The organism is Thermogemmatispora carboxidivorans, from assembly GCF_000702505.1.
Lineage (GTDB): Bacteria > Chloroflexota > Ktedonobacteria > Ktedonobacterales > Ktedonobacteraceae > Thermogemmatispora > Thermogemmatispora carboxidivorans.
Genome location: NZ_JNIM01000001.1, coordinates 3,185,951 through 3,206,945 on the forward strand (window position 1 = coordinate 3,185,951; position 20,995 = coordinate 3,206,945).

General features: G+C 63.5%; 15 protein-coding genes and 2 riboswitches. Of the genes, 6 read left to right on the top strand and 9 right to left on the bottom strand.

The window, feature by feature from the left end:
* Window positions 1–36: 36 nt before the first annotated feature.
* A riboswitch (Fluoride riboswitch) is annotated at window positions 37–103 on the bottom strand.
* Window positions 104–213: 110 nt separating this feature from the next.
* A riboswitch (Fluoride riboswitch) is annotated at window positions 214–271 on the top strand.
* Window positions 272–469: 198 nt separating this feature from the next.
* Window positions 470–2,011: a MutS-related protein gene (locus tag N688_RS12490; protein WP_052889586.1), complete on the bottom strand. Its 1,542-nt coding sequence runs from the start codon at window positions 2,009–2,011 to the stop codon at window positions 470–472.
* Window positions 2,008–3,543, bottom strand: coding sequence for a MutS-related protein (locus N688_RS12495; protein WP_052889587.1), 1,536 nt, complete (start codon window positions 3,541–3,543; stop codon window positions 2,008–2,010). The genes N688_RS12490 and N688_RS12495 overlap by 4 nt, the downstream gene beginning before the upstream one ends.
* 776 nt (window positions 3,544–4,319) lie before the next feature.
* Here N688_RS12495 and N688_RS12500 point away from each other — a divergent pair.
* Window positions 4,320–5,231, top strand: a complete 912-nt coding sequence (locus N688_RS12500; protein ID WP_052889588.1) for a class I SAM-dependent methyltransferase — start codon at window positions 4,320–4,322, stop codon at window positions 5,229–5,231.
* 105 nt (window positions 5,232–5,336) lie between these two features.
* Here N688_RS12500 and uidA read toward each other — a convergent pair whose 3' ends face one another.
* Both uidA and N688_RS12510 read right to left on the bottom strand, forming a co-directional pair.
* Window positions 5,337–7,160, bottom strand: coding sequence for a beta-glucuronidase (gene uidA, locus N688_RS12505; protein ID WP_052889589.1), 1,824 nt, complete (start codon window positions 7,158–7,160; stop codon window positions 5,337–5,339).
* 149 nt (window positions 7,161–7,309) lie between these two features.
* Complete coding sequence (locus N688_RS12510) at window positions 7,310–8,188, bottom strand: class I SAM-dependent methyltransferase (protein WP_052889590.1); 879 nt, start codon at window positions 8,186–8,188, stop codon at window positions 7,310–7,312.
* A gap of 419 nt (window positions 8,189–8,607) precedes the next feature.
* Between N688_RS12510 and N688_RS12515 the strand changes: the two genes are divergently transcribed.
* Both N688_RS12515 and N688_RS12520 read left to right on the top strand, forming a co-directional pair.
* Complete coding sequence (locus tag N688_RS12515) at window positions 8,608–10,047, top strand: sensor histidine kinase (protein WP_052889591.1); 1,440 nt, start codon at window positions 8,608–8,610, stop codon at window positions 10,045–10,047.
* 40 nt (window positions 10,048–10,087) lie between these two features.
* Window positions 10,088–10,807: a response regulator transcription factor gene (locus N688_RS12520; protein ID WP_052889592.1), complete on the top strand. Its 720-nt coding sequence runs from the start codon at window positions 10,088–10,090 to the stop codon at window positions 10,805–10,807.
* Window positions 10,808–10,943: 136 nt separating this feature from the next.
* On the opposite strand, the gene N688_RS12525 is transcribed toward N688_RS12520, so the two are convergent.
* Window positions 10,944–11,606 carry a DoxX family protein gene (locus N688_RS12525; protein WP_052889593.1) on the bottom strand — a complete coding sequence of 221 codons (663 nt, stop codon included), beginning with the start codon at window positions 11,604–11,606 and terminating at the stop codon, window positions 10,944–10,946.
* 613 nt (window positions 11,607–12,219) lie between these two features.
* Between N688_RS12525 and N688_RS12530 the strand changes: the two genes are divergently transcribed.
* Complete coding sequence (locus N688_RS12530) at window positions 12,220–13,515, top strand: multicopper oxidase family protein (protein WP_052889594.1); 1,296 nt, start codon at window positions 12,220–12,222, stop codon at window positions 13,513–13,515.
* 162 nt (window positions 13,516–13,677) lie between these two features.
* On the opposite strand, the gene N688_RS12535 is transcribed toward N688_RS12530, so the two are convergent.
* From N688_RS12535 to N688_RS12545, 3 genes are all read right to left on the bottom strand, one after another.
* The gene (locus N688_RS12535) at window positions 13,678–15,759 is read right to left on the bottom strand and encodes a PAS domain-containing sensor histidine kinase (RefSeq protein ID WP_052889595.1); all 2,082 of its coding nucleotides are present in this window, start codon (window positions 15,757–15,759) and stop codon (window positions 13,678–13,680) included.
* Window positions 15,760–15,927: 168 nt separating this feature from the next.
* Window positions 15,928–17,859, bottom strand: coding sequence for a chloride channel protein (locus tag N688_RS12540; RefSeq protein ID WP_081838798.1), 1,932 nt, complete (start codon window positions 17,857–17,859; stop codon window positions 15,928–15,930).
* A gap of 89 nt (window positions 17,860–17,948) precedes the next feature.
* Window positions 17,949–18,578 (bottom strand): TetR/AcrR family transcriptional regulator, encoded by a 630-nt coding sequence (locus N688_RS12545; protein ID WP_052889596.1) that lies wholly within the window; start codon window positions 18,576–18,578, stop codon window positions 17,949–17,951.
* Between the two features lie 850 nt (window positions 18,579–19,428).
* On the opposite strand from N688_RS12545, the gene N688_RS12550 reads away from it, so the two are divergent.
* Window positions 19,429–20,139: an HD domain-containing protein gene (locus N688_RS12550; protein WP_052889597.1), complete on the top strand. Its 711-nt coding sequence runs from the start codon at window positions 19,429–19,431 to the stop codon at window positions 20,137–20,139.
* 46 nt (window positions 20,140–20,185) lie between these two features.
* On the opposite strand, the gene N688_RS12555 is transcribed toward N688_RS12550, so the two are convergent.
* Window positions 20,186–20,416, bottom strand: coding sequence for a tautomerase family protein (locus tag N688_RS12555; RefSeq protein ID WP_052889598.1), 231 nt, complete (start codon window positions 20,414–20,416; stop codon window positions 20,186–20,188).
* 266 nt (window positions 20,417–20,682) lie between these two features.
* Here N688_RS12555 and N688_RS12560 point away from each other — a divergent pair, with 266 nt between their 5' ends.
* Window positions 20,683–20,916, top strand: coding sequence for a tautomerase family protein (locus tag N688_RS12560; protein ID WP_081839210.1), 234 nt, complete (start codon window positions 20,683–20,685; stop codon window positions 20,914–20,916).
* Window positions 20,917–20,995: the final 79 nt, after the last annotated feature.

A 20,995-nucleotide genomic window follows, 5' to 3' on the forward strand; every position in this document is an offset into this window, starting at 1 on the left:
GTACTACAAAAAAAGCTTCTACAGCCCCTTCTCCAAGAGGATGTAGAAGCTATCAGCGCTGGCTAGCGCGATTCATACGGCGAGCTTCATCGCCGTGTATCAGTTGTCTGGCGTTAGTATAGCTCAGGAGAGCACATAATACAAGGAGTCGAGCCGCTGATCATTCTCACCTTGACAGGCATCTGACCACTATGCTATTGTTTCTTAGGAAGTATAGCAACCTGCGATGAAGCCCGCGTAATGCCGCAAGGCTGATGGCTTCTACCCAGTACGGAAGATGAGCCGTGCTGAGTAGAAGCCTTTTTTCATGGGCCGCGGTTGTTCAGAGGGAAGCCGCCTCTTTGGGGCCATTGAGGGGCGGCTTTCCCCTTCCTTCTTTTGCCCGCGAACGTCTGGAAGGCCCAAGCCAGCCCTCAACCCTGGTTTACTAGCCCAGCGCAGGCTCCTTTCCCTCTCTCATCTGTCTCAGCTACTTGCTCCTCAGCCGGGCTTCACCCCTATCTTCCTTCAGGTCAGAGGCAAAGACGCGGGCATAGAGATCACGAGCATAGCCTGTCTCTTCCGGTTCCCCTTCCACTATGCGGAAGGTGCGCCTGCCGTCAGCCTGACGTTCGGCACGTAGGAAGAGCATCTCCGGTCGATGCTCTTGCGCGAAACGACGGGCCAGGGTAGCGAGATGGGTCACATAGCAGACAGTGATGCCATGCTCAACCAGAGCCGTTATCATCTGGTGAGCCAGCTCGCTCCCCTCGCGCTCATTGGTGGCAGCAAAGGATTCGTTGAGCAGGAGCAGGGCATATGGCCTGATCTCGTCAACAATAGCGCTCATGCGGTTGAGTTCTTCATCAAGCTTCCCACTCTTCAGAGTGGTATCCTCGCGTCGGCGAAAATGGGTGAAGAGGCCACTGCAGAGACTGGCGTGGAAGGCGCGCGCTGGTACAAACATGCCACTCTGCAACAGGAGCTGTGCCAGGCCCAGGCTGCGCAGAAAGGTGGACTTTCCTCCCCGATTAGCCCCCGTAATGAGGATTAGACGTTTGCCATCGGCCTGGCCATCGTTGGCAACGATGGCCGTCCGTTGCGTGAGGGCCAGAGCGGGGTCATAGAGGCTCTCGAAGCTGCGACGCTGCTCCTCCGCCGGCGCCACCGCCGGGAAACAGAACGGCAGCTTCCGCTCGGTTAGCGCCTCAGCCAGGTTGAGGCAGCCGACATAAAAGGCCAGTTCGCGGCGCAATAGTGCGAAGAAGCTCAAGATGTGCTCAGTGGAACGTGCCAGGGCGTTGGCTACCAGATTGAGGCCGCGGTTGCGCAGCTCCGACAAGGCCCGCGCTCCGGCCTCATCACGCTCGGGAATGCGGAAGGTGTAGCCCGGTGCTCGCTTTCCTCGACTCAGGAGACGGCTGAACCACGGGCCTTGCGGCGCAGCAACACGGCGCAGGGTATAATCGCGGCCTTTGTTCCCCTGACCCAGGCGCACACTGAGCAGCACGCCATCGCGAAAGTGCAGCTCACGCAGGTGGTCCTCAACACGCGCGAGATAGTCATCACTTAGCTCGCGCCGCAGCATAGCACACAGTTCACGCAAGCCCTCGGAGCAAAAGGCCTCTGCCTGCTCGTCAGCAATCGCACGCAGCTTATGCAAGACAGCGAAGAGCAGTTCCAGGATCTGAACCGAGCGCATGAGCATGAGACTGGGATCTTTGAAAAAAATGAAAGAAGCTTTGCGCTCGCTCTCCTGCGCCTCAATGGTAAGCTGGTAGAGGGAGCGAATCAGGGCCGGCTGGCGTAGACAGTCTTCTAGCACGGCCTGCCGATAGCGGACGGTCTCCAGATCGCTGACAAGGCTGGAGAGGATCACTCTCCTGGCCGTCTCGAATACGAAACGGTCACCGCGGGCCATCGCATTGAGCACCGTTTCTAGCTCCAGATCCTGCACGAGGTCAGCGGCATGAGGCGGCAACGGTTGCGTGACATCAAGGTCACGGTCACGATAGAGCAAATGTACTTTCATGCTTGCAGTCGCTCCTTGAGACAGGCAGAGGTCAGACGATATTTCTGGGCCAGGGCCAGGGCATAGGCCAGGCCATCGGCTGGACGACGCAAGAGGTGAAATGTGCGGCGCGCCGGATCGCCCGGGTCAACTTCGGCCACCATGCTCACCGTCTGCTGGCTGTAGGAAGCTAGCTCATCGAGAAAGGTCACCCAGACACCAAGGACATCGAGAGCGAGCAGGCGGCGCAGAAGCTGCTGCGAGAGAAAGAGGGCATCTTGCAGCGTCGTGGAAGTAAAGATCTCATTGAGAATGATGAGGCTGGCGGGAGTGGCCTGCTCCAGGATAGTACGCAGGCGGACAAGGTCATCCTCCAGCTTGCCACGCAGGTTCTCAATCTGTTCCTCGCGTTCAAAATGGGTGAAGATGCGGTCGGGCAGAAAGAGGCGAGCGCTGCGAGCAGGCACAGGGCAGCCCAGAGAGGCCAGGTAGTAGAGCTGACCCACTGCGCGCGCAAAGGTGGTCTTTCCTCCCTGATTAGGACCGGTGACGATCAGCATACGCTCCCGCCCAGCGAGGGCAAAGCTATTGGAGACAACCTGGCCCCCCTCTCGTAGGAGGAGGTCGGCTAGTGCCAGGTCAAAACAGTCTTCGGCAGCCGATGCTTTTTCCTCCAGAGAGAGCTGAGGATAGCAGAAGGGTAGGCCACGCCGCCGGAAGGTGGCCAGGTATTCCAGATAGGCCAGATAGAACTGGATTTCGCGCTCAAAGCGCGCAATGGTCTCGTCGAGATACCGCTGATAGCGCAGACAGTAATCATCTAACTGAGCAAACACCGTGGGATAGAGACGGGCCACCCGTTCGAGAATCTGAGCCTCAACGTGATTCATCTCCTGCCAATCGATCAACTTGACACTGTAATCCTTAGCTGCCCCTTGTTTAAAGCGGGCAAAGGTTGCCCCAATCTCAGCGCTGTAGTCCTCTTCGCCGGCATAGAGCCGCACAGTAACAGCGTCGCCCTTGATGTGCAGGCAGTAATGGACCTGAGCCAGGGCCTCCATGAGGGCCTCCGTCTCTTGCTGCAGGGCCAGAAAGGCGGGCGAGGTCAGGTAGCCCTGAAGATAGCTCAGGAAAGCCCGCAGGCCGCGTGACTCGATCGGAAGCTGTTCCAAACCCCGCGTCAAGGTGACCAGAGCCTGACAATAATGGTCAATGGCGTCGAGCCACCAGCGTTCTTGCTGATAACGGTAGTAGAGCTTCTCCGCCTGCTCCCGATAGCGGTGCATCGTACGCATGTGCTTCGAAAATTGATCGAGGAGGGCAAAAACCTCCGGCTTTTCGAGATCGCGCATGACCTCATGGCGATAGGCGATGAGATCGAGATCGCGCAGAGGCGTGTAGAAGAAAGGCCTGAGACGGTAATCCGCTTTCGGGGTCGTGATCGACTCGATGATACGTTCAAGCTGAAGGTCGCTGAAACAGGGAGGCACCGGATTGGCCTCGGCCTGCTGACCTTGCTCGCTGTCAGCAAACAGGATACTGCGAAAAACCATGTGTGAGACAAGCCTCCCGTACAGATACTCAGGTGTCTCGATCTTCCGCCCTGATTAGGAGCAGAAGCTTCTCCGAGAGAAGAGGTAACGCCTTGGGGACGAGCTTATCTTGCAGGGGCGCTAGCGTTGCTGGAACATAGGGAGAATTCGCCAGCGTCTGGTCCTGACGGCACGGCGCGCGGCAGACGAGGCAATTCTGGCAGGCAGAAAGCAGGTTTCGACAAAAATAGCTTCTACCCCTTAGCCAGCCACGCACTGGCACGCGCCAGCGCACCCAAGGCTGTGAGTAGAAGCCATCAGCCTCCTGGCCTGGCCACCCTGCCCCCTTCGACAGCAAGCGCAGGACAGCACCCAGCCAGTCAGCGGTAATGCGGGCCTCATCGCTATGTAGTTGTTGTCTAGCCTCCTCGTGTTGAGAGGCCGCATCTCTTTTCAGTATAGCCATGTACTTCGAGAGGCGTCAAGCCAGGTCTACGCTAGCTTAGCGGTGGCAGCTTCCCCATCGGGTAGCTCCTCAGTCGTTTTTGCCCTAGAGATCAACAGGAAGAAGGCGTCCCAGCAGCCAGCAAGGTAGTGAGTAGTGACGACGCAGCTAAGCCGCTCCCCGGGAGAGCATCGCCCTCATCCGCCTCTGTCTGCTCTCTCTCGCCGAGGGCCGCCGAGCTATTCTACTTGCTTGCTGTGCCTCAGCATGCTATCATGGGAAATATCTGCCGAAAAAATGCGCTGTTGCCGTCAGAGAGTCTGCGAGCCGGCCTTGAGGAGGTAAAGCACAGATGATGAGCAAGCCCGACGAGGGTATCCCACCTTCAACCTACGTCATCGATCCAGAGCAGGCAGCCGAGCTGGCACGCCTGATGCAACAGGAGCGGGTGGTGACCGAAGGGATGGGAGGTCTCTTCCCCGAAGGACAGGAGTTCCCCGAAGATGGGCGGGTGCTGGATCTGGCGTGTGGCCCCGGCGGTTGGGCGCTGGAACTGGCGTTCGCTTATCCCCAGCTGAGTGTCTACGGCGTCGACATCAGCGCTTCCATTATCGAGTACGCCCGGGCGCAAGCCCAGTCGCGCCGCCTGGAGAATGTGCACTTCCGCGTGATGAATATTCTGCAGCCGCTGGCTTTCCCCGATGGCTTCTTTGACCTGATCAACGCGCGCTTCATCGCCTGGTTTATGACGCCAGCAGCCTGGCCCCGCTTGCTGGCAGAATGTCGGCGGCTGCTCAAGCCCGGCGGGGTGCTGCGCCTGACCGAGGGGGAGCCACCGCTGACGACCAGCGCCGCCTTTGAAGCCCTGATGGACCTGGCGACTCGCGCGCTCCAGCGGGCCGGCCAGAGCTTCTCACCAGATGGACGCCATGTCGGCATCACGCCCATGCTGCCCCGCCTGCTGCGCCAGGCCGGCTTTGAAGAGGTGCGCCTGCACGCCAGCGCCATCGAATGGTCGAGCGGTACCCCAGCCCATTACGGCTTCTTCAAGGACTTCTTGATCGCCTTTGAGATCGGGCGTCCCTTCTCGATCAAGCTGGGGCTGGCTACCCTGGAGGAGCTGGATCGGCTAACCCAGCAGGCCGTGGCCGAGATGCAGCAAGATGAGTTCTGCGCCGTGAGCCTGCTGCTGACCGCCTGGGGCCGCCGTCCCCTCACAGAGCCAGCTCCAACCTCAGCATCAGCTAGCCAGCACGAGGGATAGGCCGGCTGAGAGCAGTCCCACAGTCGCATCCAGTGCTCACCCCGGCCCCGGCATTCTCCGCGGCTGGCCAGGCGAGACCAAGCCCGGAAGGACCACAGCCTCATTCTAGCGTGGCCCGGCCTTGTAGCCGAAATCGGGAATGGCCTGCCAGCGCGCGCGCAGGGTATGGGCCGCCAGCTTGGGCCGCCGCTCACGGGTAAAGATCCCCTTGCGATTGCCCTGCACGCGCGTGATGCCCTGCTCCGTCTGGAAATCGGCGAAGTTCCAGACATGCTCACCGATAACGGCGGGGCAGGCATCCAAGACCTCATGATAGATCTGCAACAGCGCCGCCTGGTACTCTTCCGAGAACATGGTCGGCGGCTCGTCATGCATGCCGGCAATGGCATCGGCTCCGTACTCGCTTATGAGAATCGGCTTGCCCGGCAGACGCTTCATCCACTCCTCCAGCTCGGCCCGCAACAAGGCTCGCGCTGCCTGGAGGCGTCCCCCGTGGACGTACCAGCCATAGTAGCGGTTCAGGGCAATGACGTCGAGCAGGTCAGCCACGGTATCACTGGCCGGCGTGGCCCACATCTGCAAGGCAATGGTCAGCGGACGGCGCTGCGGATCAAGCTGACGCGCCAGACGCAGCAGCGGCTCAAAGTAGGCCCGCGCCCCCTCCTCTTCAGTGGCCGGTTCGTTGGCCACCGACCACATGACAACGCAAGCATGGTTTTTGTCGCGGGCGATCAGTTCGCGCAGGGCCTGCTCATGCTGTGCCGCCGTTGTCAGCTCTCGCCAGGTCTGGCGCCGCGCGCTAGCCGGGCCAGAACCAAGGTTGAGGTGAAGGCCTACCGCTGGCACCTCATCGATGACGACCAGGCCCAGACGGTCGGCCAGCCGCATCAGCTCCTCGGCATAGGGATAGTGCGAGGTGCGGAAGGAATTGGCCCCAAGCCAGCGCAAGAGCTGCAGATCTTTGACGCAAACGACCTCGTCGAAGCCACGCCCGTGAATCGGGAAATCTTCATGCTTGCCGCAGCCCTTGAAATAAAAAGGCTTGCCGTTGAGCAGGAACTGCCCTTCCTCGACGGTCACCGTGCGCACTCCAAACGGCTCCTCGTAGCTGTCCAGAGGCTCGCCACCCCCGTCAGGGTCCCAGAGTTCGACCAGGCAGCTGTAGAGGTAGGGCCGACCTGGCTCCCACAGCTGCACATCGTTGATGCGTAGCTGACCTGCAGTCCCTTGACCACTGGCCACCGTCCGGCCCCCGGCATCCAGCAGCCTCACACGCACAGCGACCTCCTCGCGCCCGGCTCCATCGACGACCACGCGGTAGGTGACCAGGCCATCGGCCCTGTCGAGGGCGCTGGTGAGTACAATATCGCGGATGTAGGTGGCGGGCGTCGTGTAGAGACGGACCGGGCGATGGATGCCGGCGTAGTTGAAGAAGTCGAAGTTGGGGATGTTCGTGACCAGTTGGCTGCCGTCAGGGAGCTGCTCCTCGCGATAGTGGGCAACGGGCAGGGTGCTGTAGTCAAGAGTGGTGTCAACCAGGACGGTCAGGCGGTTCTTGCCCGGCTGAGCGAGGGCGTTGATCTCGGCTTCGAAGGGCGTAAAGCCACCGCGATGGGCGACCAGCGGCTGCCCGTTGAGGTAGACCTGCGCGGTGTGGGCTACCGCGCCAAAGCGCAAGACCAGGCGCCGCTCCAGCAGACGGCGGGGAATGATCAGCTCGCGCTCGTACCAGATGCGCCCAACGTGCTCGCGATCGCCGGCTGCGGTGCTCAGTTCGTTAAAGGAGGCCGGCACCGGCATGGGCACACTCTCGCGCAGGGGCCGCTCATACCAGCGCTCGGCCAACCCCTGACCTGGGTCATGACGAAACTGCCAGATGCCGTTGAGATCAAAGACCTCCCGCGTGACGGTCATCATGGGATAGAGCATCGCGCGCTTTCCTCTCCTTCCCCTCAGCTGCTGCTCCTGCTACTCATGACCGGGACGATCCTGCCTGCTCGCTGCTTCCCTCTCTATTGTAGCCCCAGAGCAGCCCCAGCCCCAGCCGCAGTCGCAGTCGGCCAGTACATCAGGTTCGTTCAGGCTTCCCCCTCCTCTGGCTTGCGTCCCCAGACGGTGAGGAAATTCCAGACGGCGCAGAACTCTTCCTGCTGCATTTCAGCGACCACCTGCTGGTAGAGGCGCGCCAGCTCTTCACGGGTGGCCACGCCCGCGCGCACCATGAATGGCTGAATGAGGTCCAGAAAGACCAGGTAGTCCTTGAAGAAAGGATAGTGATAGGGGGTATCCGCCGACCACTCGATGGCACAGGGACGCAGGCGTACATCGACAAAGCCGGCCCGGCGTACCAGACGCGGCAGGACGGGCGTGATGCCGAAGTGGCGTCCGTCGGGCGAAAAGCTGAGCCCCGCGCGCTTCATGGCCAGCGCCCCCAGGGCAGCAAAGTGCTCAAAGGCCGGGCTGGTCGTCAGCACCGGCTCCATCTCGGTCAGGCGGACGATTCCACCAGGCTTGAGCAGGCGCCGGCACTCCGCCAGCAGCCGGGGCCAAGCCTCGGGTCGCATGAAGCCGCACATCAGGCGTCCGTTGACCAGATCGAAGGAGGAGTCGGGGAAAGCGAGCGGCTCCATGACATTCATAACGCGAAAGTGAACATTCTCCAGGCGACGCGACCAGGCTTGCGCGTTGGCGTACTCGACAATCGGGGGACTGATGTCAACTCCAATGACCTCAGCGTGCGGATAGGCAAAAGCAACCTCCAGGGTCCAGCCCCCAGGGCCACAGGCCAGATCGAGCAGGTGCCCATCTTCGGGCAGCTGCAGCCCTTCGGGGAAGAGTCCCCCCAAAGCCTCCGTTAAGATGCGATCCTGCTGCATGAGGCGCGCCAGCTCGGCGGCCTGCTCCGAGTCGATGACGTAGGTGTTCTGGCCCGGCTGCGCCTCATTGCGCTCATCCATGCGCTCCCTCCTTCTTCTCATCTCAGTCGACTGGCCCACGATCAGCCAACTGGTGTGCGCGCATTGTGCTGTCGCGCCTTACGAGCATGGTACCATACCTGTAACAAGGGCGCAAGCCTATTTCAATCTACAGATGCAAGGACAGGAGATAGACGGCTTCCGAGGACAAAAGGTCTACCCGGCGGCGCGACGACAGCGAGCGCCAGCGAGGCTGTGATGCCTTTGTGAGGGCGAAAGCACCGGGCGTGATAAAGTGGTGATTCTCTCTCTGCTAGAATGAAGGAAATCCGCTCTGGAGAGGAGAGGATCGGAGCATACTGGGCTGCTTGCTCGACTGGCAGAGGCGCGCCTCCCGCCCTCTGAGCAGAGGGGCAGAGCGCCCAGCCGGGAAGGGAGTCAGGAGAGGGAGAGGAGCCGCTATGAGCTATCGCGATCGCTCTTTGTTTGCCAATGAAGCCACGCAGGCGGAGCGGGGCACGGCTCTGCAGAGAGAGCTGCTGACCCTGCTGCCAGCCCTGACAACGGCGCCGCCGGCGGAGGTAGCCGCGGCCTTGCTGCAGGCGCTGCGTGAGACAACAGCCGCCGAACACGGCGCCTTCTTCTTACACTGGGAAGCCTCCCACCCAGCAACAGAGGTCCCGCGACAGGTGGAGAGGCTGCAGCTGCTGGCCGCGCAGCGCCTCGACGAGGAACAGGCCCGGGCCCTCGTCAGCGTGGCCGGCTCCGGCAGTCCCCTTACGACAGCCAGCTCCGACGCCGGCGCCTTGCCCCTGCGCCGGAGCCAGGTGCAGACTGCCGAGGCCGTCTGGCTGCTGCTGAGTCTGCCGCTCGTGCCATCGCGCACAGAGACAGGAAGAGGCCCCACTCTGGCCAGGCCAGCCCTGGTGGTGCTGCTGGGACGCGGCGGCCAGCCAGCCTCGTTGGCAGACTGGCTGGCAGAGAGCACGGCGATTGTCACCACCAATCAGCAACTGCTGGCCGCGCTGCTGCGCCAGGCGTTGCTCACGGAGCTGCTGGCCGGAGCCGGAGCTGGTCAGGGACCGCCTGCCTCAGCGAGCCTGGCCACGCCGATTGGCCCTCAAAGCGAGCTGCTGGCGACGCTCAGCCATGAGCTGCGCAGCCCTCTGGCGGTGATTCGGGCTGCTGTCTCCACTCTGCTGCGCCACGAGCGCCGCCTCCCTCTGGCCGAGCGTCGCCTACTCCTGGAGAGCGCCCAGACGGCTGGCGAGCACTTGATCCAGCTCTGCGATCGCTTTCTGGAGTTGAGCGAGCTGGAGGCCGGGCTGCTACACCTGGAGCCGACCGCCGTCGACCCGCTCAGCGTGGTGCATGAGGCCCTGCTGGCCGCTGAGCAGCGCTTGCCCCCCGAGCAGGCGAACGCCTTTTCTTTCCAGGTGATGCCGCTCGATGCCAGCGGCTCACCAACAGAGGGCGTTCCCCTGGTGTTGGCCGACCGCCGCCGTCTGCGCGAGATCCTTGATCATCTGCTGGAGAACGCTGTCCGCTTCTCGCCCGAGGGGGGCGAGATCCGCGTAATCCTGCGTCCGCAGGCCATCCCTGCGACTGGAGAGGCGCAGCCCGCACCGGCGGTGGAGATCTGCGTCAGTGACCAGGGGCGGGGCATTCCTCCGGAGCAGCTTCCGCAGATTTTCCAGCGCTTCTATCGCGGCGATAGCGGCCTGGCGCGCCAGACCGGCGGCCTGGGGCTGGGTCTGGCGCTCTGCAGATATCTGGCCGAGCTGCAGGGCGGCCAGATCTGGGCCGAGAGCGAGTCGGGACAGGGCAGTACCTTCCATCTGCTCCTGCCGGCCCTCACCGGCCCTCAGCCTCAGCCCCTGACTTCAAGCCGGTTGGTTTGATCCGACAACAACGCGCTCATAAGAGGAGGATGACCGGAGCATGGTGCGTAAGATAACAATCTTGTGCGTTGACGACGATCCCCATCTCTTGCGCCTGGTCTCGCGCAATCTGGAGCTGGAAGGCTACGCCATCCTGACCGCCAGCGACGGCGAGCAGGCCCTGACTGTCTTCAAGGAGCAGCAGCCGGACCTGATCCTGCTCGATGTGATGATGCCCCGCCTGGATGGCTTCAGCGTCTGCCAGCGCGTGCGCGAGTATTCCGGCGTGCCCATCATTCTGCTAACGGCCCGCGGCCAGGATCAGGATAAGGTGCGCGGCCTGGACCTGGGCGCCGACGATTACCTGACGAAACCTTTTAGCATCGAGGAGCTGCTGGCCCGCGTGCGCGCCGTGCTGCGCCGCGCCCAGTTCAGCAGCGGCGAGCGCGTCAGCGGCCTGCGTTCGATTATCGCGCTCGGCGATTTGATTATCGACGATACGCGCCATGTGGTGACGCGCGCCGGGCGCGAGATCGCGCTGACGCCGACCGAGTATCGGCTGCTGGCCTACCTGGCCCAGCACGCCGGACGAGTAGTGACCCAGGACCTGCTCTTAGAGCGCGTTTGGGGGGCGGAGTATGTCGGCGAGAGCCATATGCTGCAGGTCAATATCAATCGTCTGCGGCGCAAGCTGGAAGATGACCCGGCTCACCCGCGCTATATCCGTACAAAAGTCGGCGTTGGCTACATGCTGGTCGCTCCCGACGACCTCGCTTCGTAACGTACGCCAGCCTCAACACTGGCCGTAGCCGGGCCGGAGAAGACAAAAAGAGAGAGCCAGGCGCGATCGCACCTGGCTCCTTTGCTGCAGCATCGCTATATGTGAGCGCGGCTGCGCTGCCCATTATTGACTCCGACTAGCGACCTCCGGCTCCAGCCTCCAGCGGTTGCGTGCGCTGCGCGCGCAGGCGGCTCAGCAGCGAACCGGTCCAGGGTGTGCCCAGCAGCGGCAGCAGGATGCTATCCAGTCCGTAGTAGCCGGCGATGCGCCAGGCCAGCATCAGAAGCAGGCCGAGGATGCCCAGCACTGGGTTGATGCTGACTGCCCCAGCAAGCAGAAAGTTCAGGTTCATGAAGACGCCGAAGAAGGCGGCGATGCCCGTCAGGGCACCGAAGATTAGGCCCAGACCAACCAGGACCTCGCCAAAGGTTACCAGGTAGGCAAAGAGGCCGGCATTGGGCAGGACAACCTGCTGCAGAAAGGCTGCGTACCAGCCCTGCACCGCCGGGTGTGGCCCGCTGCTAAGCGCCAGCGCTCCCTTGACAAAGCCTTGCAGAGCCACACCGTCATGGCCGCTCAAGATCCACGGGCTGCTGACGCGCTGGCCAAAGCTAGCCCCAACGGCGAAGTTGTAGCCGGTGAGCTTCTCCAGTCCAGCGGTCAACCACTCATAGCCGACGTAGAGGCGCACGAGCAGCCATAGCCAGGCCATGCGCGTGTCGGCGAAGAGGAAGCGCGCCAGCGGCGGCTCAGGGATCTGCGTAACGGAACGCGGCTTCAAGACGCTGATGATTTTCATGGATGGTCCTCCCTCCTGTATCCAGACGAACCAGCGATTCTTCTGCATGACTCCAGCCATCTCGCCTGCGCAGTCTCCGCTGCCCGCCCCACTGGGACGAACAGCGGAGGACGTTCGCAATCAGGCTGTCCCCCTCTTCCCCGCCCCCGCTCCCGCCCTCCCGCCACCCTTACCACCGCCTCCAGGAGGGAATATAGCCCATTCCACTCACGGGCCGCTCTCGGCCTCCCTCGCTTCCATCACAGGAGCGTCACAGCCCCTGCACCGGCTTTCCTTTCCTCTTCCCTCTCTGCCCGGTGCCTCTCTAAGCATGACTATAAGACTTACAACAGCGCCTGGGGCCGGTCCGCCGACCTCAGTCAGCCCAGCCGTCAGGCACGTCATAGGCAGTGAGACCAGCGCTGGAGCTGTGATGTTTCCGAGAGAACGGCAGCCGGCTTTGTGAGCCAATTGACACCTGGCAGCGCTACTGTTGCTGATGCGGGCCGAAGCAAGCCGTAAGTCGGCTCGGCCCACACCACAGCCCACAGATGGTGCGATCGTTCAGCCTGGACAGGCAAGTCAGAGGAAGAAGCGTACCAACCATCCCTGTTCATAGATAGGAGGCAGCAGAATGGCATCGTCAGAAGAGGGAAAGACTGCTCTCGAAGAGCAAGAGCAGGGGCCACAGCCGCAAGCCACAGCGGCGGCTCCGGCCAGGGACGAACAGGCCTCAGCCCAAGGCCCCATCATTCTGGAAGCGGGCAGCTATCGCCCGGAGATCTACCGCCAGTTGGCAGCCGGGAGAGGCAGCGTCGTTTTTGTGCGCCGCCGCCAGCCGGGGTCTGCCTACCCCTGGCGCCGCATCATAGCGCCCCTGGCCGTCCTGGTCGCCGCCCTGCTCGTCATGGTGGCCGTCCTCAGCTTCGGCCTCGGCAGCACTCTGGCCAGCGGCGGTGGTGCGACCAGCAGCGCCAGCTCAGATCAGAGCGCCACCATGAGCGGCATGAGCAACATGAACACGGGCAGCCAGGACGCTGATGCCACCGCCACGGTCGCGGCTCTGCCCCGGGCCACCCAGAGCCAGGGCAACCAGCTCGCCACGTATGTGCGTGACCCCGACGGGGCCAAGCATTTCACCCTGACCGCCGAGCAAGTGCTTTGGGAGGTCGTCAAAGGGACCTGGGTGCCAGCCTATACCATCAATGGCACGGTGCCAGGACCGATGATTCGCGTCGCCGCCGGCGACCACGTGCGCATTACGGTGATCAACCACTTCCATGAGGCGACAAGCATCCACTGGCACGGCCTGGAGGTACCCAGCCAGCAGGACGGTGTACCCGGCCTCGGCCAGCAGCCAATTCAGCCAGGTCAGCGCTACGTCTACGACTTCACGGTCCACGACCAGGATGTCGGCACCCACTGGTACCATAGCCACTATAACGACCTGAATGAAGTGGCCGGCGGCTGCTATGGGGCCTTCATCGTTGACCCACGCCCTGGCTCGCCCCAGGCCCGCGTGGAGGTCCACGCCGACGTCGACTATACGGCCTTCATCGGTACCCTGCCCGGCGGCTACTACGTCATCAATGGCAAGAGTTTCCCTGATACTCAGCCGCTGCACGTCAGGCACGGCCAGACTGTGCGCCTGCGCCTGATCGGGGCCGATACGCTGGGCATCCACCCGATGCACCTGCACGGTCACATCTTCACGGTGGTCGCTCAGGATGGCCACCCCTTATCTCAGCCGTACCAGCGCGATACCCTGCAGGTGGCCCCCGGCGAGACCTACGACCTGGTCTTCACGGCCTGGGCCGCCCCGGGCAGCAGCTACCCCTTCCATTGCCATATCCTCTCGCACCTGATGAACCCAGGGCAAAATGAGAGCGAGATGGGCGGCCTGGTCATGCTGGTGATCTACGACCGCTAGCAGATGGCTGCTCGCGTGCCGCTGAGGCACAGGTTCCTGTGAAGCCCCACCCAAAGGAGCAAGCGCCTGGATCAGAGGATGATCCAGGCGCTTCCTTTCGTCTGTGAAGGCTGTGAAGGCAAGATGACAGCACAAGGCTGCTCTTTGTTGGGCCAGTCAGAATCAGGCACCGGCCTCCCTCACGGGGGGCGCCGCCGGTGTGGTCTCTTCATCTTCCGGCAGCTCACAGCCTTCCTCACTCTCCTCGCCCAGGAGCGGCAGGCGTACAAAGAAGGTCGAGCCTTGCCCCTCTTCTGACTCAAACCACAGGCGACCGCCGTGCTGCTCCACCAGGGCACGGGCCAGATAGAGGCCGAGACCCGTTCCTTCGATGCCCCAGGCGCGCGCATTCTCGGCCCGCATGAAACGCCCACCGATCTGACCCTGCTGATGGCGGGGGATGCCAATACCGTGATCCTGCACGCTGATCAGCACCGCCTGCCCGTCGCCCTCGCGCCCTATTCTGACCTGAACCGGACCCCCTTGGGGGCTGTATTTCATGGCATTCTCGACAAGATTGGTCAGGACCTGCTCCAGGCGATGGGGATCGATCAGGGCCACCAGTGGCTCCGCCGGCGCCTGCACCTCTAGCTGATGGCGTTCGCTCGTTGGCTGCAGGCGCCGCACCACCTGGCGCACAAGGGGGACAATGTCGGCTGGCAGGCGCTGGAGCTGCAGACGCCCGGCCTGCAGGCGGCTGAGGTCGAGCAGCTCCTCGGTCAGGCCAGCCAGGCGCTTCGTGCCCTGCTGAATCTCTTCCAGGGCCTCGCGCTGCCAGGGGGCCAGCGGGGGACCGTGTCCGCGCTCGGTCTGGCGCAGGAGCATCTCGGCATAGCCGGTCAGAGCCGCCAGCGGCGTGCGCAGCTCGTGGGCGGCGATGCTGATGAACTCGTCCTTCAGCTCCTCCGCCTCTTTGAGCGGCGTCACATCTTGATGAATGACCAGGGCCAGCGGCTCCCCAGGCGCTAGTTGCCGCAACAGCTCGCCTTGCAGGGCCTCCGGCGGCACGTGCAGCGGGAGGGCGCTCACCAGGACCGGCAGAGGCGAGCCGTCGGCACGGCGGATCTGCTCTTGATAGAGCGCGATGGCTCGCTGCTCGCGGAGTACGCGCAGGGTGACCAGCTCCTCGGGCGCCAGGGTCTTGCCCCGCATATCGCTGATGATAATGCGATGGGCCTGCAGAAATTCGAGAAAAGGCTGCCCGAACGGCCAGTCCACTCCCCACACCCGGCGCACCGCCTGATTGGCCAGCACAAGACGGGCCGTGGCGCCAGCCACCAGGGCGACCGCCAGGGGCAACGCCTCAAAGAGCTGCTCCAGCAGCGAGAGATGGCCGGCCAGCATGGCCCGCGCCTCCCGTTCGCGCTGGCGCCGCTCGCTGATGTCGCGATTGATCTCCAGGGTGGCCAGAACCTGGCCCTGCTGGTCGCGTACCAGGGCCTGGCGGCTCTCGACCACCAGCAGGCGCCCATCGCGAGCGAGCTGGGTCAGCTCACCTTCCCACTGGCCATCACGCTCCAGGGCAGTGCGTACCGCCCCTTCTCCGCCGGGGAAGTCGGTCCTGAGCAGGCGCGTGCTGATACGCCCCAGGGCCTCCTGCGCCGGCCAGCCGTAGAGGCGCTCGGCTCCGCGATTCCAGAGCAGAATACGGTCGAGGGAATCACGCACAATGATGGCATCGTAGGCCTGGTTGAGCAGCTCCCCCTGAACGCTCAGGTTCTGTAGCAGAAGGGTACGCTCGCGCTCAGCCCGGCGCTGGGCCGTCATGTCGCGCACGGCAGCAATGACGTACAGGCGGTCGCCGACGTGCAAGGGGCTGAGGCTGATCTCTACCGGGAACTCGCCCCCGTCTTTGTGGCGGGCAAAGAGATGTAAGCCAATGCCCATCGGACGCAGACGCGGGACTCGGAAGTACTGGGCCGCATGCCGGCGGTGGATCTCGCGAAAGCGCTCCGGGAGAAGGAGATCCAGCGTCTGGCCAAGGAGTTCCTCACGGCTATAGCCAAAGACCGCCGTGGCCTGGGCGTTGGCCTGGACCAGGTGCCCTTGCTCGTCTACAACGATGAGGGCATCAGGCAGAAGGTCGAGAAACTGGCGAAAGAGCACAGAGGTGACGTCAGCAATGCCTGGGGGAAAGGTCGAGGACGCGGGCACTGGCTGCCCCGGCGTCTGCTCCGGCGCTCCTTGAGGATCGTGCGCTGTCATGACTCCTCCGCTTCCCACGCAAGCAGGCCGCCAGACCGCTCAGGGAAGGGATCAGACGGCTGCTCTCAGGTTGCGTTGCTGCCTGTCAATGCTGCTAGCTCTCGTCAGAAGGATTATAGCATCGCCGCTCGCCAGCGACAAGCGCGACTCTCGCCTTCTCTTCTCGCCTCAGCCCTCTCCCGAGAGGCCCTGGCCGCTTTCCCTCCCTGTCCCAGCCTGCACCAGAAGGGAGGAAGCAAACGGTTCAGGCTCAGGCCCAGGCTCAGCGGACGGAACAGGAGCCGTGCGCGCCGCCTGATAGGCCCGCAGGATCGAACGAGCGGAAACGTAGCCAAGCAGGCGCCGGGAGCCAGCGCGCTCCTCCACAACCGGTAACCAGTCGTAGCGCTGGTCCACCAGCATGGCCAGCACCTGATCCAGCGGGTCTGTGGGCGCAACCGCCAGGGCTTGCCGCGACTCAAGCAGTTCCGTCACGCGCCTCCGCTCCCGCTCGCTGGCTTCCACGGCCAGCACCTGCGCCAGCGTCAGCCTGCCCAGCCAGGCCCCTTGCTCATCGATGACCGCCGCACTGGCAACCTGCCACTTCCGCAGCAACGACTCCGCCTGAGAGAGCGTGAGAGCGCCTGGCAGCACAGGCTCAGGAGGCAGCAGGGCCTGACGAACCTGGAGCAGCGAGAGCAGCGGAAAGGCCCAGCGCCGGCGATGGGCCGGCGAATCGGCGCGCGTCTTCAACTGACTGCTGTAGATCGATTGCTCGCCGACGGTCAGCACGGCTACCCCCACAGCCAGCATGGCCGGAGCCAGGAGCGAGAGATTACCCGTCATCTCAGCCACCATCAGCATGACCGCCAGCGGGGCATGAGCGATCCCGCCGAAGAGCGCCATCATGGCCACGATCACAAACGGAGCAGGCACCGCCGGTAAGCCTGGCGCCAGGGGACTAAGCAGGCGCCAGAACGCCGCCCCCACGGCAGCCCCGATCACCATGCCGGGACCGAAGATGCCCCCCGAGCCACCCGAGCCGATGGAGAGGCCGGTCGCCAGGATCTTGAGGAAGGGGAGCGCGAGCAGCACCCAGAGCGGCCAGGCGCTCAGGCCCGCTTGCATCCAGAGCTGCACCCAGCCATAGCCCATGCCCAGTACCTGGGGAACCGCCAGGCCGATGAGACCCACCAGCAGACCGCCCAGAGCCGGTTTGAGCCAGCGCGGGAACGGCAGACGGTGAAAGAGGGCCGTCAGTCCGTAGAAGCCCGTGGCATAGGCCCGCCCAACCAGGCCGCAGCCTACTCCCAGCAGGCCATACCAGAAGAGCTGCAGGGGCGAGCTGAAGGCCAGGTTGGCGGGAACGGCAAAGATGGGACTCCAGCCGGAGAAGGCCCCAAAGACACTATAGCCGACAATGGAGGCGATCAGCGCCGGCAGAAGCGCCTCAACCTCTAGATCGTCCTTGTAGAGGATCTCGGCAGCCAGCACGGCCCCCCCAAGCGGCGCCCGAAAGATGGCGCCAATACCGGCGCCGATCCCTGTGGCAATCGCCAGACGGCGCTCGTGGGCCTCAAGATGTAGCAGCGTCGCCAGGAGGGAGCCGAAGCCAGCGCTGATCTGAGCGGCAGGCCCCTCACGCCCGCCAGAACCACCGGAGCCAATGGTGATGGCCGAGGCAACGAGCTTGATGAGGGGAACACGCGCCCGGATCGGCCTGCCCTGATGAAAGGCCGCGATGGCCGCATCGGTCCCGTGCCCTTCAGCCTCGGGCGCCCAGAGAAAAACGATGAGGCCGGCCAGCAGACCACCACCGGTCGTCACCAGCGGCAGCAGCCAGGGACGAGCTGCACCCCACAATGGCGCCCAGACCGTACTGCCTTCACCAGTCGGATCAGGCGGTCGATAGCCAATCAGTACGCCAAGGAAAAAGGCGCTCGCCAGGTGAATGGCCTCGAAAAAGGCGATGGCCCCCAGACCAGCTACCAGACCAATGGCACTGCTGAGTAGCAGCCATTTCCAGAGCAGATAAGGACGCTCTACTCCTTTCTCGCGACGCTCCCGGCCCCCACGACGCTCCCAGCGCCGAAGGCCGACGATCAGTCTCTCGCTCAGCATGCGGTATCTGCCTCCTCTGTATGATGATGGGTGGGTGGTCAGTCAAAATCAGAGCCAAAAAGCGAGCAGGGAGGGCGCGCCACCGCGCTTTATTCCTGCCGATCAGGGGAGCGGCGGGCTGAGGGCGCGAGACCATGCAGGATGAAGTCGGCCACCGCCCCGGCCTGGTCCGCGAGCACAGAGGCCGGGTAGCCCAGGACGCGCGCCGCCAGGACGTAGGATTCGGTCACCGAGAGCACCATCAGGGCGCTGGCCTCTAGCTGCTGGACGCTCAGCTCGCCCCGCTCCTGACCCTCGGCGAGCAGACGGGCAATGGCCGCGACGTACTCCCTCAGTAGGGCCGTCGCCTCTTGTTGGAAGAGGCGGTTGACGCCATAGAGCGCGCTCATGAAGACGTGGAAGCTATCGCTCTCTTGCTCCGCTAGCCTGACAAAGGCGAGAAAGAGACCCTCCAGGCGCTGCTGCACGCTCTCCCCCGCCGCCAGAGCGGCACGGATCTCTTGCAGGTGGGCCTGAGCAATGAAGCGCAGCATCTCTAGAAATAAGGCTCTCTTGCTCTCAAAGTAGAGATAGATGGTCCCCTTGCCAATCCCGGCCTGCTCCGCAATGAGGTTGATGTTGGCCTGCTCAAAGCCCAGGCGCGCGAACTCCCGGGCCGCTATGCGCAGGATACGCTGGCGCGTGGCTTCGCGCGTCTGCTCGTCGACGATCTTCGGCATGGTCTGGCTCCTTGACAGCGGCTGCCTCCGCTTGAGGGTCCACCGTTTTTGGTGAGTGACCGGTCACCCATATTCAGGGTACGCCCAGGCCACACCACTTGTCAAGGGCAGGCAGAGGGGAACCAGGAGAAGAGCCAGGAAGCCACTCCAAAGGAGGGTAGACAGGCAGTCCAAAAAGAGCGGTGCCGCGACTGAATCAGAGAGTCAGCCACGGCACCCGCCTCTGACCGAACGAGGAGTCCCCGGGAGAAAGAGGTTGTGTCTGTGCCCCTCCTCTCCCGGGCCGGGTCCTTCCCTTCGCTTGCTTCATGCCCGGCTTGCTGGCCACGTCAGGTACGGCGGCACCCCCTTTGCCCTGCTGTCTCCACCGCCGCTCCCTTTCTTGACGGCAAGCCTCTTTGTGCTTCTCTCTCCCAGGTCACCGCTCCTCGCCCTGCAGAACCCGCCAGGCAGGTTCTGCAGGCTGGGGGAGGGAGCGAAAGCATCCTTGCATTTCTGTTGGTGACGAAATCGGTACCGCAAACGATTACGTAAGCGGTTTCAAATAGAATATAGTCGGGGAATGGGCTTTTGTCAAGGCCCCGGCGAAAATTTTCAGGGGGAGAGATGGGTGAGGTGGCGCGAGGAGCGCGAGGAGATGGGTGCGGAAGGAAGGCCCAGGCTCGGGCAGAATGGCCGGCGATGGTGTAGAATGGATCTGCTTAGGCTGAGTGACGCTGACCAGGGTGGGTCGGTCGAGCCAGGAGGGGCGGCGGCGCTGTCGCCCTGGCCAGGCGGCTCGCATGGGTGGGGACCGATGCCATCAAGTGCGAGCGGAAAGACAGTGTAGAAAGGACGATGTTGCACGTCAATGACAGAGGCTTTCGATAGAGATGCTGTGTTGGGGCAGGTGTACCGCGAGGTGGAGGAACGTTTTCTGAGGTCGGGGAGGGTCGATCTGGCGCACGGCTGGGATCATATTGAGCGTGTCTATCGGCTGGCGCTGGCCATTGCGCAGCGCGAGGGGGCGGATCGCTTTGTGGTGGGGACGGCAGCCCTGCTGCACGATCTGGGACGGGTCGCGCCAGAGGAGAGGGCGCTCACTGCTCAGGGGCCTGCTGCCTCGGAGCGGCATCATGCTGATCTGTCGCAGGAGTTGGCCGCTGAGCTGCTGGCCGCTTATGGGGTGCCGACAGCGGAGCGCGAGGCGATTCTGCATGCGGTGCTGGCCCACAGCTTTAGCCGCGGGATCGAGCCGCAGACGCTGGAGGCGCGGGTGGTGCGCGATGCAGACCGCCTGGATGGGCTGGGGGCGATCGGGGTGATGCGTTGGGCGATCACGGGGACGCTGCGGGCAACGGCGGAGACGCGCCCGTATGATCCGGCTGATCCGTTTGCGGAACGGCATACGCCCGATGATCGGCGCTATCTGCTGGATCATTTTTATACGAAGTTGTTGCACCTGGGAAAGACGATGAGTACGGCTACGGGGCGGGCGCTGGCTCAGGAGCGCCTGGCGTTTATGCAGCGCTATCTTGAGGAGTTTCGGCGAGAGCTGACGCTGGCTGGCCTGCCCGGCTGAGATGAGACCCGGCCTTCGGGAAGGCCGGGCGGCTTGCGACGGGCGTTTAGTCTTTCTTCTCGCCGCCACCGTCGGGCTGCTCGTCGCTGGCAGCGGGCGGTCGTTCGTACAGCCCTTCCAGGCCCTCGGATGGGGTGTCGAGGAAGAAGAGGCGCAGGCGCCCGGGCGGGGTGCCGAGGACTTCGTGGAAGATTCTGGTGGCTTCACGGGCAAAGGCCCGTTTCTGGTCGGCGCTGAGCGGCCTGTCGTCGGCGCGCAGTACTTCGAGCATGGGCATCGGCGTCCTGACTCCTTTCTGGTTTGGTCTGGCCTGATCTGGCGCTGCGTTGCTACCTGTTGGCCCCAACAGGCAAGGCGCTGGCGGGCCAGGGCTGGCGAGCGCGCACCGGCGCTCATCTGCGGCGCTGGCTGTATTGTATGCCGCCGGCCACGGTTCTGGCAAGCCAGGCAGAGAGCAGGCAGGACCAGGGAAACTGCGACGCGATGGCTGGCGTCTGTGCCAGACTGAGAGGAGAGGGGTGGACAGCAATCTGCTGCTATGCTATGGCCGAAGCGGAGAGTGAAAGGAGATGCGCGATGCTTGTTCTCAAGGTGACTATTATGGAGGGCCGCAGCGCAGAGCAGAAGGAGCGTTTGATCCGGCTGCTCTCGGAGGCAGCAGGGCGCGAGTTGGGCTATCCGGTGGAGGAGGTGCGCGTCATTATTTATGAGGTACCAAAGCGCAATTGGGGGATCGGCGGTCGTTCGGTGGCCAGCCGCGAGGAGGGCGGCGGCTAGGGCCGGCGCCGTGCCGATGCGGCGGCTCGTTATGTGCGGATGATGGGGACCAATTTGGGCCGCTCCCTTGCATCTCTGG